12 protein-coding genes are annotated in these 14198 nt (G+C 46.9%); 11 read left to right on the forward strand and 1 reads right to left on the reverse strand.

Annotation, left to right across the window (positions count from 1 at the left end; genetic code table 11):
* The first annotated feature begins 150 nt into the window (after positions 1 to 150).
* The 9 genes from ACESTD_RS11050 (at position 151) to ACESTD_RS11090 (ending at position 9475) form a co-directional block, all read left to right on the forward strand.
* A complete protein-coding gene (locus ACESTD_RS11050) occupies positions 151 to 387 on the forward strand; it encodes a hypothetical protein (RefSeq protein ID WP_034523359.1) in 237 nt (78 codons plus the stop codon).
* Positions 388 to 753: 366 nt separating this feature from the next.
* Positions 754 to 2250, forward strand: a complete 1497-nt coding sequence (locus tag ACESTD_RS11055) for a 2-isopropylmalate synthase (RefSeq protein WP_005835565.1) — start codon at positions 754 to 756, stop codon at positions 2248 to 2250.
* A 42-nt stretch (positions 2251 to 2292) separates the two neighbouring features.
* A complete protein-coding gene (gene leuC, locus ACESTD_RS11060) occupies positions 2293 to 3687 on the forward strand; it encodes a 3-isopropylmalate dehydratase large subunit (RefSeq protein WP_373158867.1) in 1395 nt (464 codons plus the stop codon).
* Between the two features lie 109 nt (positions 3688 to 3796).
* A complete protein-coding gene (leuD, locus tag ACESTD_RS11065; protein ID WP_005826193.1) occupies positions 3797 to 4396 on the forward strand; it encodes a 3-isopropylmalate dehydratase small subunit in 600 nt (199 codons plus the stop codon).
* Positions 4386 to 5927, forward strand: a complete 1542-nt coding sequence (locus ACESTD_RS11070; protein ID WP_035457864.1) for an alpha-isopropylmalate synthase regulatory domain-containing protein — start codon at positions 4386 to 4388, stop codon at positions 5925 to 5927. The genes leuD and ACESTD_RS11070 overlap by 11 nt, the downstream gene beginning before the upstream one ends.
* 12 nt (positions 5928 to 5939) lie before the next feature.
* Entirely contained in the window at positions 5940 to 6182 is a 243-nt protein-coding gene (locus tag ACESTD_RS11075) for a hypothetical protein (protein ID WP_373158868.1), read from the forward strand.
* Positions 6183 to 6186: 4 nt separating this feature from the next.
* Complete coding sequence (leuB, locus tag ACESTD_RS11080; RefSeq protein WP_005835570.1) at positions 6187 to 7248, forward strand: 3-isopropylmalate dehydrogenase; 1062 nt, start codon at positions 6187 to 6189, stop codon at positions 7246 to 7248.
* 409 nt (positions 7249 to 7657) lie between these two features.
* A complete protein-coding gene (gene cysK / locus ACESTD_RS11085) occupies positions 7658 to 8608 on the forward strand; it encodes a cysteine synthase A (protein ID WP_035449638.1) in 951 nt (316 codons plus the stop codon).
* Between the two features lie 15 nt (positions 8609 to 8623).
* Complete coding sequence (locus ACESTD_RS11090) at positions 8624 to 9475, forward strand: lipopolysaccharide assembly protein LapB (protein ID WP_005826199.1); 852 nt, start codon at positions 8624 to 8626, stop codon at positions 9473 to 9475.
* 3 nt (positions 9476 to 9478) lie between these two features.
* Here the strand turns inward: ACESTD_RS11090 and recQ are convergent, their stop codons facing one another.
* Positions 9479 to 11290 (reverse strand): DNA helicase RecQ, encoded by a 1812-nt coding sequence (gene recQ / locus ACESTD_RS11095; RefSeq protein WP_035449635.1) that lies wholly within the window; start codon positions 11288 to 11290, stop codon positions 9479 to 9481.
* 281 nt (positions 11291 to 11571) lie between these two features.
* On the opposite strand from recQ, the gene ACESTD_RS11100 reads away from it, so the two are divergent.
* Entirely contained in the window at positions 11572 to 12045 is a 474-nt protein-coding gene (locus ACESTD_RS11100) for an AraC family transcriptional regulator (RefSeq protein ID WP_005826207.1), read from the forward strand.
* Between the two features lie 101 nt (positions 12046 to 12146).
* Positions 12147 to 14195, forward strand: a complete 2049-nt coding sequence (locus ACESTD_RS11105; protein WP_117922744.1) for a dihydrofolate reductase — start codon at positions 12147 to 12149, stop codon at positions 14193 to 14195.
* The last annotated feature ends 3 nt before the right edge of the window (positions 14196 to 14198 follow it).

Genomic DNA, 14198 nt, shown 5'->3' on the forward strand with positions numbered 1-14198 from the left:
CAGTGGGAGAGTAGGTAGTCGCCGTTTTCAGAAGAAGCCTCCGTGTCTGATAAGGATACGGAGGCTTTGTTCGTTTTTGGCGGTCTCATAAACTTTTCTTATATTTGCGCCGAACTAATTTTATATCAACGTTTAAAGCAAATTGAAAGTATGAAGACTAAAGTTTTATTGGCTGCCGTTGCGGTAGCGTTTTCTTTCGCAGTGACATCTTGTGGCAACAAAAAGGCTGCAGATTCTAATGCAACTGAGGCAGATTCTTGCTGTGCTGCAAAAACAGAACAAGTATGTGACTCTGCAAAGGCATGTTGCCAGGCTGCTGATTCAGCAGCGTGTCCTAAGGCTGCATGTGATGGTGCCAAGTGTGACAAACCTTGTGAAAAGAAGTAATTCAGAACTTGTATTGAACTGAAGAATAAGGAAAGGCGTACCTTGAGGTACGCCTTTTTTTGTGATATATTTCAGCGATAAATGAATACAAACTTATAAAATGATATTTTTTATCGGAAAAAAGTAACGAATTTGTTTGTGTGGTACGAAATAATATCTACCTTTGCAACGTCAAAACAAAAAAGAAGATGATTCAGAACTTTACATATATTCTACTGTGTGGTATTATTATTCTACTGGCAAAGTTTAGTGGAAGTGAGTGCTGTGCGTGAATATATATGTAAGATGCAATGATATATGAAGCCTTTCTCACTTCCAAGTGTGAAAGGCTTTTTTTATGGAACATAAATTAAATACAATAAAGCAATGAGTGACAAATTATTTATTTTCGACACAACGCTCCGCGATGGCGAGCAGGTTCCGGGATGCCAATTGAATACAGTGGAAAAGATTCAGGTAGCCAGACAACTGGAAGCCCTGGGGGTGGACGTGATTGAAGCCGGATTTCCGATTTCAAGTCCGGGAGATTTCAATTCGGTCATTGAGATATCAAAAGCTGTGACATGGCCCACTATCTGCGCCTTGACACGTGCCGTACAGAAAGATATTGATGTGGCGGCAGAGGCTTTGCAGTTTGCCAAGCATAAACGCATTCATACTGGTATCGGTACATCTGACTCGCACATTAAGTATAAATTCAATTCCAATCGCGAAGAAATTATAGAGCGTGCAGTGGCTGCCGTAAAGTATGCACGTAAGTATGTGGATGATGTAGAGTTCTATGCCGAAGATGCAGGCCGAACGGATAATGAATATTTGGCACGGGTGGTAGAAGCTGTTATCAAGGCAGGTGCGACTGTGGTGAATATTCCCGATACAACGGGGTATTGCTTGCCTGATGAGTATGGCGCGAAGATAAGATATCTGATGGAACATGTCAACGGTATTCATAATGCCATTATTTCTACTCATTGCCACAATGACTTGGGCATGGCTACTGCCAATACAATGGCTGGCGTACTGAATGGTGCCCGCCAGGTGGAGGTAACCATCAATGGTATTGGTGAACGTGCCGGCAATACTTCTCTTGAGGAAGTGGCGATGATTATCAAATGTCACAAGGACATAGAAATCGAGACCAACATCAATACACAGAAGATTTATCCAACCAGCCGTATGGTGTCTAGCCTGATGAACATGCCGGTGCAGCCCAACAAGGCTATTGTAGGTCGCAATGCTTTTGCCCATTCGTCGGGTATCCACCAGGATGGTGTGTTGAAGAATGTACAGACTTACGAAATCATTGACCCGCATGATGTGGGTATTGATGATAATTCCATCGTATTGACAGCCCGTAGCGGACGTGCAGCCTTGAAGAATCGTTTGTCGATATTGGGAGTACAGCTGGATCAGGAGAAGCTGGACAAAGTGTATGAAGAGTTCTTGAAACTTGCCGATAAGAAGAAAGATATCAATGATGACGACATTCTGGTATTGGCAGGGGCAAATCGTACGCAGAACCACCGTATCAAACTGGAATATCTCCAGGTGACCAGTGGGGTGGGGGTTCGTTCGGTTGCCAGTTTGGGATTGAACATCTCCGGTGAGAAGTTTGAAGCCGCTGCCAGTGGAAACGGTCCGGTAGATGCCGCTATCAAGGCTTTGAAGAAGATTATCGACCGCCATATGACATTGAAGGAATTCACCATCCAGGCTATTAGCAAGGGTAGCGACGATATGGGTAAGGTACATATGCAGGTGGAATACGATAATCATATTTATTATGGGTTCGGTGCCAATACGGATATTATCGCGGCATCAGTGGAAGCGTACATCGACTGTATCAATAAGTTCAAGATGTGATTTTAATCGTAAATTGTAAATAGCTAAATTGTACATAAAGAGATGAATACATTATTTGATAAAATCTGGGATGCCCATGTGGTACAGAAAGTGGAAGACGGTCCCACACAGCTTTATATTGACCGGCTTTATTGTCATGAAGTAACCAGCCCGCAAGCCTTTTCGGGATTGCGCGAACGTGGAATCAAGTGTTTCCGTCCGGAAAAGATTTTCTGTATGCCCGACCATAACACGCCGACGCATGACCAGGACAAGCCGATTGAAGACCCGGTTTCAAAGACTCAGGTAGATACACTGGCCAAGAATGCGGAAGAGTTTGGATTGGCCCATTTCGGCATGATGGACAAGAAGAACGGAATTATCCATGTAGTAGGTCCGGAACGCGGGCTGACCCTGCCTGGCATGACCATTGTCTGCGGTGACTCGCATACTTCCACCCACGGGGCGATGGGAGCAGTGGCTTTCGGTATCGGTACGAGTGAGGTGGAAATGGTAATGGCCTCGCAATGTATCCTTCAGACCCGTCCTAAGACAATGCGCATCACTGTCGACGGCAAACTTGGCAAGGGAGTGACGGCAAAAGATCTAGCATTGTATATGATGTCGAAGATGACGACCAGCGGCGCTACGGGATATTTCGTGGAATATGCCGGAGAAGCTGTGCGTGGTCTGACTATGGAAGGCCGTCTGACCTTGTGCAATCTGAGTATAGAGATGGGTGCCCGCGGCGGTATGGTTGCTCCGGATGAGACCACTTTCGAGTACATCAAAGGACGCGAATATGCTCCGAAGGGTGAGGCATGGGACAAGGCATTGGCCTATTGGAAAACATTGAAGAGTGATGAGGATGCAGTGTTCGACAAGGAAGTCCGTTTTGCTGCCGAAGATATTGAACCGATGATTACATACGGTACCAACCCGGGCATGGGTATGGGTATCACACAACATATTCCTACTACCGAAGGCATGGGAGAAGCTGCCCGGACCTCTTTCATGAAGTCTATTAGCTATATGGGTTTCCAACCGGGAGAACCTTTGCTGGGTAAGAAGGTTGACTATGTGTTTTTGGGTGCCTGCACCAATGGACGCATTGAGGATTTCCGTGCATTTGCCTCCATTGTGAAAGGCCGTCAGAAAGCCGGGAATGTAGTGGCATGGCTGGTTCCGGGCTCCTGGATGGTAGATGCACAGATTCGCGAAGAGGGACTGGACAAGATTTTGGAAGAGGCCGGTTTTGCCATTCGCCAACCGGGTTGCTCCGCTTGTCTGGCAATGAACGACGATAAGGTGCCTGCCGGAAAGTATGCAGTGTCTACCAGTAACCGTAATTTTGAAGGACGCCAGGGGCCGGGTTCCCGAACACTGCTTGCCAGCCCGCTTGTAGCTGCAGCAGCGGCAGTGACTGGAGTAATTACTGACCCGAGAACGCTGATTTGATGTACGATTGGACGATTTACGATTAAAATTACTTCGTAAATCAAACATCGTTCAACAAAGGTAAATCAAGAGTATTTTCAATCGTAAATTGTAAATCGTAAATACAAAGATGAAGACAAAATTTGATATAATAACCAGTACTTGTGTGCCTCTTCCATTAGAGAATGTGGATACAGACCAGATAATCCCTGCACGTTTTCTGAAAGCTACTACCCGTGAGGAAAAGTTCTTCGGAGATAATTTATTCCGCGATTGGCGCTATCATCCGGACGGTTCTCTGAACAAGGACTTTGTTTTGAACAATCCCACTTACGGTGGACAGATTCTGGTGGCGGGAAAGAACTTCGGTTCCGGTTCCAGCCGTGAGCATGCTGCATGGGCCATTGCCGGTTACGGTTTCCGCGTGGTGGTATCGAGTTTCTTTGCCGATATACACAAGAACAATGAACTGAACAACTTTGTGCTTCCGGTGGTGGTAAGTGAGCCGTTCCTGAAAGAGTTGTTCGACTCTATCTCTGCCAATCCGAAGATGGAAGTGGAAGTGAATCTGCCCGAACAGACCATCACCAACAAAGCTACGGGCAAGATCGAACATTTTGAAATCAATGCCTACAAGAAACATTGCCTGATGAATGGCTTGGATGACATCGATTTTCTGGTTGAGAATAAAGATAAGATAGAAGCTTGGGAGAATAAAAATGAAGCATAATCATCCGAAGATAGAAATCATGGACACTACGCTCCGCGACGGTGAACAGACCAGCGGAGTCTCCTTTGTGCCCCATGAGAAGCTGATGATTGCCCGTTTGTTGCTGGAGGAATTGAAGGTAGACCGGGTAGAGGTGGCTTCTGCGCGGGTATCCGAAGGAGAGTTTGATGCCGTAAAAATGATTTGTGACTGGGCGGCACGCCGTAATCTGTTGCCAAGAGTAGAAGTGCTTGGCTTTGTAGATGGCCACACGTCGGTGGACTGGATACATGCGACCGGTTGCCGTGTCATCAATCTGCTGTGCAAAGGCTCGCTGAAGCATTGCACCTACCAGTTGAAGAAGACTCCCGAAGAGCATATCGAGGATATTCTGTCCGTAGTGGATTACGCCAACGAGCAGGATATGGTAGTGAATGTCTATCTGGAAGACTGGAGCAACGGCATGAAAGATTCTCCGGAATATGTGTTCCGTCTGATGGACGCCTTGAAGCAGACCAATATCCGCCGCTATATGTTGCCTGACACGTTGGGCGTATTGAACCCGCTGCAGGTCATCGAGTTCATGCGCAAGATGGTGAAACGCTATCCGCATGCCCATTTTGACTTCCATGCCCACAATGACTATGACCTTGCCGTGAGCAATGTGCTTGCCGCCGTACTTAGCGGTTGCAAGGGACTGCATACTACCATTAACGGCCTGGGCGAACGCGCCGGCAATGCTCCGCTTGCCAGTGTGCAGGCTATCCTGAAAGACCACTTCAATGCCATTACCAACATTGACGAAAGCCGCCTGAACGACGTAAGCCGTGTGGTGGAGTCCTACTCGGGCATCGTCATTCCCGCCAATAAACCGATTGTTGGCGAGAATGTATTTACCCAAGTGGCAGGCGTCCATGCCGACGGTGACAATAAAAGTAACCTCTACTGCAACGACCTCCTGCCCGAACGCTTTGGTCGCAAGCGAGAGTATGCCCTGGGCAAGAACAGCGGTAAAGCCAATATCCGGAAGAATCTGGAGGACTTGGGGTTACAACTGGATGAAGATGCCATGCGCAAAGTGACCGAACGCATCATTGAGTTGGGCGACAAGAAAGAGCTGGTGACGCAAGAAGACCTGCCCTATATCGTTTCGGACGTACTGAAGCACGGAATGGCAGAAGAACGCGTCAGCCTTAAGAGCTATATTGTGAATCTGGCGTATGGATTGAAGCCGATGGCTACGTTGAAGATAGAAATTAACGGAAAGGAATATGAGGAAAGTTCCAGTGGAGATGGCCAGTATGATGCTTTTGTGCGCGCCTTGCGCAAGATATATAAAGTGACACTGGGTCGTAAGTTCCCGATGCTGACAAACTATGCCGTGACCATTCCTCCCGGCGGGCGTACCGATGCCTTTGTGCAGACGGTTATTACCTGGAGTTTTGAAGATACGATATTCCGTACACGCGGATTGGACGCAGACCAGACGGAAGCGGCCATCAAGGCGACGGTGAAGATGCTGAATATCATAGAAGACGAATACGAATCATAAAAAATGAATCTCATGGAGAAAAAGAAATCGTTTTTTGAGAGGCGTCCTTATGTATGCTATGCGTTGTATGCAGGCTTGCTTTTTGCTTTTAACCTCTTTCTGCGTTGGTGGAGCGGCGAGTTGGATGCGGACGAGTATCTTATGTCAGTCATCAATACCCTTATATTGACGGCAGGTTTTGTGTGGGGTGACCGGTATCGCCGCAAGAATCTTGCAAACAAAAAGAAGATAGATGAACTTTTAAATAATAAATAAAACAATGGATTTTAAAATTGCAGTGTTGGCCGGTGACGGTATCGGCCCCGAAATCTCTACCGTAGGCGTGGATGTGATGACTGCCGTGTGTGAGAAGTTCGGACATAAAGTGAACTATGAATATGCCATCTGCGGTGCAGACGCGATAGACAAGGTGGGTGACCCGTTTCCCGAAGCCACTTATGAGGCTTGTAAAAATGCGGATGCTGTATTGTTCTCTGCCGTAGGTGACCCGAAATTCGACAATGACCCTACTGCCAAAGTGCGTCCCGAGCAGGGCTTGCTGGCTATGCGCAAGAAACTGGGACTGTTTGCCAACATCCGTCCCGTGCAGACCTTCAAATGTCTGCTCCATAAGTCTCCCCTTCGTGCGGAACTGGTGGATGGTGCCGATTTCCTTTGCATCCGCGAATTGACCGGTGGCATGTACTTCGGTGAGAAATACCAGGACAATGACAAGGCGTATGATACGAACATGTATACCCGTCCTGAGATTGAGCGTATCCTGAAAGTCGGATTTGAATATGCCATGAAACGCAGTAAACATCTTACGGTGGTGGATAAAGCCAATGTGCTTGCCTCTTCCCGTCTTTGGAGACAGATTGCCCAGGAGATGGCACCGCAGTACCCCGAGGTGACAACCGACTATATGTTTGTGGACAACGCCGCCATGAAGATGATTCAAGAGCCGAAATTCTTTGACGTAATGGTTACGGAAAATACGTTTGGTGATATTTTGACGGACGAGGGTTCCTGCATCAGTGGCTCTATGGGATTGCTGCCTTCTGCTTCTACGGGAGAGAGCACGCCGGTATTCGAACCTATCCATGGTTCCTGGCCGCAGGCGAAAGGCTTGAATATAGCCAATCCGCTGGCGCAAATTTTGTCTGTAGCCATGCTTTTCGAATACTTCGACCTGAAAGAGGAGGGGGCGTTGATTCGTAAGGCAGTTGATGCTTCACTCGATGCGAATGTACGTACACCGGAGATTCAAGTAGAAGGTGGCGACAAATACGGTACCAAGGAAGTGGGCGCGTGGATTGTAGACTATCTTAAGAAGTCTTGATAACAGTGTCTCATTACCGTTCTGTTCATCAGTAACTTCTCACTGCAAAGTTCTGCAAACCTTTTGCAGTGTCACTGCAAAGCTGTTACAGTTGCGCTGCAAAGCAGTTGCAGTACCACTGCAAACCTATTTGCAGTAACGCTGCAGCTCGTTTGCAGTACTACTGCAAAAAGCATGCACCATCTTTGCAGTGGGAAGTCGCTGATTGTCAGATATGGTTCTTCCTCCTCATCCTGCCTTCTTCAATCGTTTCATATCCTTTCATCCTCTTTATTCGTGTTAAGCTTTGATAGATGGCAGTATAATCTTTCCTTTCCCGCACGGTTTATTTCTTGGAATTTCCATATCTTTGTCAGCATATCCATGTTACATAAGTGTGTACGGGAAGAATGTATTAGACAGTGAGATTATGGCGAAAATTGCAAAGAACCTGACGGAGTTGATTGGGCATACTCCTTTGATGGAATTGGCTGAATACAGTCGTAAATACGGATTGAAAAGAAATATTGTGGCTAAGCTGGAATCTTTTAATCCGGCGGGAAGCGTGAAGGACCGTGTGGCATTTGCCATGATTGAGGATGCCGAGGCACGTGGGGCTTTGAAACCCGGAGCCACGATTATTGAACCTACCAGTGGCAATACCGGCGTGGGACTGGCGATGGTGGCAACCATCAAGGGATATCATTTGATATTGACCATGCCGGAGACCATGAGTGTGGAACGCCGTAATCTGTTGAAAGCCTTGGGTGCGGAGATTGTACTGACCGACGGACTGGCAGGTATGGCCGGCTCCATTGCCAAAGCGAAAGAATTGCGGGATGCGATACCTGGTGCGGTTATTCTGCAGCAGTTTGAGAATCCCTCCAATGCCAAGGCTCATGAACATACTACGGGGGAAGAAATCTGGACGGACACGGATGGTAAAGTGACTGTTTTTGTTGCCGGTGTGGGCACGGGCGGTACGGTCTGTGGAGTGGCGCGTGCCTTGAAGAAACATAATCCGGATGTCTATGTTGTGGCTGTAGAACCGGCCTCCTCTCCGGTTCTGGAAGGAGGGGAAGATGCACCGCACCGCATCCAGGGGATTGGGGCCAATTTTATTCCTTCCATTTATGATGCTTCTGTAGTAGACGAGATTATTCCGGTGCCCGATGACGAGGCCATTCGTGGAGGACGAGAGCTGGCTTCTACGGAAGGCTTGCTGGCTGGCATCTCATCCGGTGCGGCGGTATATGCGGCACGGTTGCTGGCCGAACGCCCTGAATTTGCGGATAAAATGATTGTTGCCCTACTGCCCGATACGGGGGAACGCTATTTGTCAACAGAACTGTTCGCTTTCGATACCTATCCTTTGGAATAAATACTGAACTATTATATGAAGAAACTTATTTTTTCTTTCTTCTTGTGTGGAGCCACGATGTTCCCTGCCTTTTCACAAACCTATCAGGAACTGAGCGAACGTGCGGTTGCAGCCACGGAGCAAGACAGCTTGTCATTGGCCGAAAAATACATTGAACAAGCTTTGAAAATGGAGCCCGCCAATCCTCATAACGCTTTGCTGTTCTCCAACTTGGGTACGATACAACGTCGGCAGCACCGGTATGAGCAGGCCCTTGACTCGTATACGCTGGCATTGAACATTGCTCCGCGTGCCATACCCGCCCTGATGAATCGTGCCGCTCTTTATCTAGAGTTGGGAAAGGATGACTTGGCCCGGATAGACTATTCTTTGGTGCTGGATATAGAGAGCGATAATCAGGAAGCCTTGCTGATGCGTGCCTATATCTATATGCGGCAGCGCAACTATAATTTTGCAAAGTCTGATTATGAACGTCTGCTGAAACTTGCCCCCCAGAGTTACAATGGCCGTCTGGGGTTGGCTACACTGGAGCAGAAGGAGGGCAAATATGAAGCGGCGCTTTCGATATTGAATGCCATGATTGCAGAAAAAGGAGGAGAAGCTACCCGGCTGACTACCCAGCAATATGCCGTACTTTACGTAGCACGTGCGGGTGTAGAGCAGGATATGAAACATGTGGACCTGGCCATGATGGACTTGGAAGAAGCCATCAAGCTGGATGCTTCGCAGACAGAAGCCTACTTGATACGGGGGCAAATTTACCTTTCTCAAAAGAAAAAGGAGTTGGCAAAACGTGACTTCGAAAAAGCCATTTCGCTTGGCGTGCCGCAAGGTGACCTTAGGGATTTACTGTTACAGTGTAAATAATATTCAACTGTATTTCCGTATCAGTTCCACAAACTCTTTTCCGTATTTCTTCTTTTTATATTCACCGATACCGCTGATATTACCAAATTCTTCTATGGTAGTGGGGCGGGAGGTGCTGAGTAGGTGGAGCACTTTGTCGGACAGTACGATATAGGCAGGAAGTGCTTCCTGGTCGGCAAGGCGTTTGCGGAGAGTGCGGAGAGCCTCGAAAAGTTCCCCACTTTCTTTATTGGGCAATCCCAATGGCAATTCTTTGGTTGGAACTGTAGCCTTGCGTTTACGGCCTCTTGTAGCTTGTACAGCTTCCTCGCGGCGGATGGTGACAAGCAGGGCGCGTGCTCTGCCAAACAAGACATCTGTTCCGCTTTGAGTAATTTTCAGATGGTTGTTTTCATTGTAGGCTATTTCGAAATAGCCGAGTTGCAACATTTGCAGCAGGTAGTCATGCCAATCTCTGGCAGGTACTTCACGCCCGGCTCCAAAGGTCTTAAGGCGATGGTATCCCCTTTCTGTAACTTCAGAACTCATGTTTCCTCGGAGGATGTCCACTAAAATACCGGTTCCTATCTGTTGCTCGGAACGCGCGATTGCACTAAGTGCCTTTTGTACGATTATTGTACCATCGAAACGTTCGGGGGGATTTTTGCATACATCACAGTTTCCACAGTCGCAGGTCGTATTTTCACCGAAATAGCTTAACAGAATGCGGCGGCGGCAGATATCTGCTTCCGCATATTGCTGCATGCGTTGCAGTTTTTCCAGGTTGATGCTTTGTTGTCCGCTGTCCGTTGCGAATTTAGTGAGCAGAATGAGGTCGGCCAGTGAATAGAACAAAAGGGTGTCACTGGGCATTCCGTCTCGTCCGGCACGTCCTATTTCTTGATAGAAACTTTCAATGCTTTTGGGCAAATTGTAATGAATTACCCAGCGCACATTGCTTTTGTCAATTCCCATTCCAAAGGCAATGGTGGCGCATACCACTTGCACGCGATCATTGATGAAGTCGTCTTGTGCTTCATCTCTTCGTGCCGACGACAGTCCGGCATGATAGACTGCTGACTTTATCCCTTGTTTTTGAAGCATTTGTGCCACTGTTTCAGTCTTGCTGCGGCTCATGCAATAAATGATGCCGCTCTCTCCCGGATGGCGGGCGATGAAGTCGAGGATGGCTTTGCTTTTTTCCTTCTGCTGGTAACCTCTTTTTACGGTGAGACTCAGGTTGGGACGGTCGAAAGATGAAATGAAAATTCTCGGTTGGTTGAGGTGTAGCTGTTTAATAATATCTTCACGGGTTATTTTATCGGCTGTGGCAGTAAGTGCAATGATGGGAACCTGGGGAAACAGTTGGTGAAGGATGTCCATCTGTGTATATTCCGGACGGAAATCGTGTCCCCATTGTGAGATGCAGTGAGCTTCATCAATGGCGAAAAGGGAAATATGCATATCCCTTAACAGATAGTTGGCTTCCGCCAATAATTTTTCAGGAGAAATATATAGCAGTTTCAGCTTGCCTTCCATGCATGCACGTCGTAGGGAAGCATTCTCTGTTTCATCATTATTGCTGTTCAGTGCACCGGCCGCGATACCGTTTGCACAGAGCGTTTCCACTTGGTCCTTCATCAAGGAAATGAGCGGAGAAACCACTACCGCCGTGCCTTCACTCAATAGGGCGGGAAGTTGGTAGCAGATGGATTTTCCACCTCCCGTAGGCATCAGTACCAATGCGTCTTTACGGTCCATCAGATGGCGTATGATGTCTTCTTGTAAGGGGCGGAAACTGTCGTAACCGAAATATGTCTTGAGCGTTTGTAGCATAATCTGGCAGTATGGATTTCTTCCGGCAAAGGTACACTAATTATTGCATATACTACAAATGGAAAGTCATCAAGATTTTGTATCATATGAGTTTCTGCAAAAGGTTAAAGTTTCTTATTAATGGCTGAATTGACCTACTTTTCAACCTTTTTCGTTGTTTATTTATCAAAAATATATACGGGAAAAGTTGTGTATTAAAAAAAAATGTCTGACTTTTGTAAAGTCTAAGGGGCTAACCCTTTGGCTTTTCCGATTTTAAACAACCCTAACCAGTTAATTCAATGAGTGATTTAGAAAACAATGCCCAGGAAAAAGGAACGAAGAAACGTCCTTACAACCTGCGCGAAAAGAAAGAAAAGGATGCTGCCTACCGTTCTTTGATAAGGCCGGAATTGGCAGATGAGTTGTATGACAAGATATTGAATATCGTTGTTGTACAAAAGAAGTACAGAGATGCTGATTATTCCGCTAAGGATTTGGCGAAAGAATTGCAGACCAATACTCGCTATTTGTCTGCAGTGGTGAATTCACGCTTCGGCATGAACTATTCTTGCCTGCTGAATGAATATAGAGTAAAAGAAGCGCAGCATTTGTTGACAGACAAAAGATATGCTGACAAGAATGTAGAGGAGATCAGTACGATGGTCGGCTTTGCAAACCGTCAGTCTTTTTATGCTGCTTTCTATAAAAATGTAGGTGAGACTCCTAATGGATATCGTAAAAGACACGCAGAAAAAGAAGCTAAGAAGAAATAATTCTGTATGACTGAATGAATAAAAAGGAAATATTCCGGAACAGTTGTTTCGGGATACTTCCTTTTCTTCTTTTTTAATACCAATCTATATACTCCCGACACATGAAGAAACAACTAATTTCTATGGTGACTGCCCTTTCTCTATTGACGGCTTGTGGCGGAAATCCGAAAACAACTGCTGAGGCAGAAAAAATTGACTATACAGTGGAACAATTTGCAGATTTACAGATTTTACGTTACCGCGTACCAGGTTTTGAGGATTTGTCCCTCAAACAAAAAGAATTGGTTTATTATTTGACGGAAGCGGCTTTGCAGGGCAGAGACATTCTTTTCGACCAGAATGGCAAGTATAACCTGACGATTCGCCGGATGCTGGAAGCTGTCTATACCGGCTATAAGGGAGATAAGAATACTCCTGATTTCAAGGCTATGGAAGTGTACCTCAAGCGGGTATGGTTCTCTAACGGCATTCATCATCACTATGGTAGCGAAAAGTTCGTTCCGGGATTTACTCCCGAATTCTTCAGGCAGGCTGTACAGAGTGTGGATGCAGCTACATTGCCGCTTGCCGAAGGACAGACTGTGGAACAACTGTGCGAGGAAGTGTTCCCCGTTATTTTCGACCCCACGGTGATGCCCAAACGGGTGAACCAAGCTGCCGGTGAAGATTTGGTTTTGACTTCCGCATGCAATTATTACGATGGCGTGACGCAGCAGGAGGCCGAAGATTTCTATAATGCCTTGAAGAATCCGCAGGATGAAACTCCCGTTTCCTATGGTTTGAATAGCCGTTTGGTGAAAGAGGATGGCAAGATTCAGGAGAAAGTATGGAAAGTGGGGGGCTTGTATGGACAGGCACTTGAAAAGATTGTCTACTGGCTGAAGAAGGCAGAAGGAGTTGCCGAGACTCCCGAGCAGAAGGCGGTGATAGCCAAACTGATGGAATTCTATGAAACCGGCGATTTGAAGACATTCGATGAATATGCCATTTTGTGGGTGAAGGATTTGAACTCACGCATTGACTTTGTGAACGGTTTTACCGAAAGTTATGGTGACCCGCTCGGCATGAAGGCAAGCTGGGAATCTCTGGTGAATTTTAAAGATTTGGAAGCTACCCAGCGTACAGAGTTGATAAGCGGCAATGCACAGTGGTTTGAGGACCATTCGCCGGTAGACGGACAATTCAAGAAGGAGAAAGTGAAAGGGGTGTCTGCTAAGGTAATCACGGCGGCTATTCTGGCCGGTGACTTGTATCCTGCAACAGCTATCGGCATCAACCTGCCCAATGCCAACTGGATACGTAGCCATCATGGTTCGAAATCCGTTACAATCGGTAACATTACAGATGCTTATAACAAGGCAGCTCACGGCAACGGGTTCAATGAGGAGTTTGTGTACAGTGATGCAGAGCTTCAACTGATTGATAAGTATGCAGATGTGACAGATGAACTGCATACTGACTTGCATGAATGTTTGGGACATGGTTCCGGTAAATTGCTCCCGGGTGTGGACCCCGATGCGTTGAAGGCATATGGTTCTACTATCGAAGAAGCGCGCGCCGACTTGTTCGGACTCTACTACGTGGCCGACCCGAAGCTGGTGGAACTGGGGCTTACTCCAAGTGCGGATGCTTATAAGGCTCAATACTACACCTATCTGATGAATGGTTTGATGACACAGCTTGTACGTATCGAACCGGGTAACAATGTAGAAGAAGCCCATATGCGCAACCGTCAGCTCATAGCCCGCTGGGTGTACGAGAAAGGTGCGGCAGAAAAGGTTGTGGAATTGGTAAAGAAGGATGGGAAGACGTACGTCGTGATAAACGATTATGAGAAAGTGCGTGACTTGTTTGGCCGGTTGCTTGCCGAGATACAGCGTATCAAGTCCACCGGTGACTATGCCGGCGCCCATGATTTGGTGGAAGCCTATGCCGTGAAAGTCGATCCCGCTTTGCATGCCGAAGTGCTGGAACGCTACAAGAAGCTGAATCTTGCGCCGTATAAGGGGTTCGTCAATCCCAAGTATGAAGCGGTGACGGATGCCGACGGTACTATAACAGATGTGACAGTGACTTATGATGAAGGTTATGCGGAACAGATGTTGCGTTATAGCAAAGATTATTCTACATTGCCTTCTGTCAATAAATGATGA

It is taken from the genome of Bacteroides sp. AR20 (genome assembly GCF_964250605.1).
Taxonomy (GTDB): Bacteria; Bacteroidota; Bacteroidia; order Bacteroidales; family Bacteroidaceae; genus Bacteroides; species Bacteroides uniformis.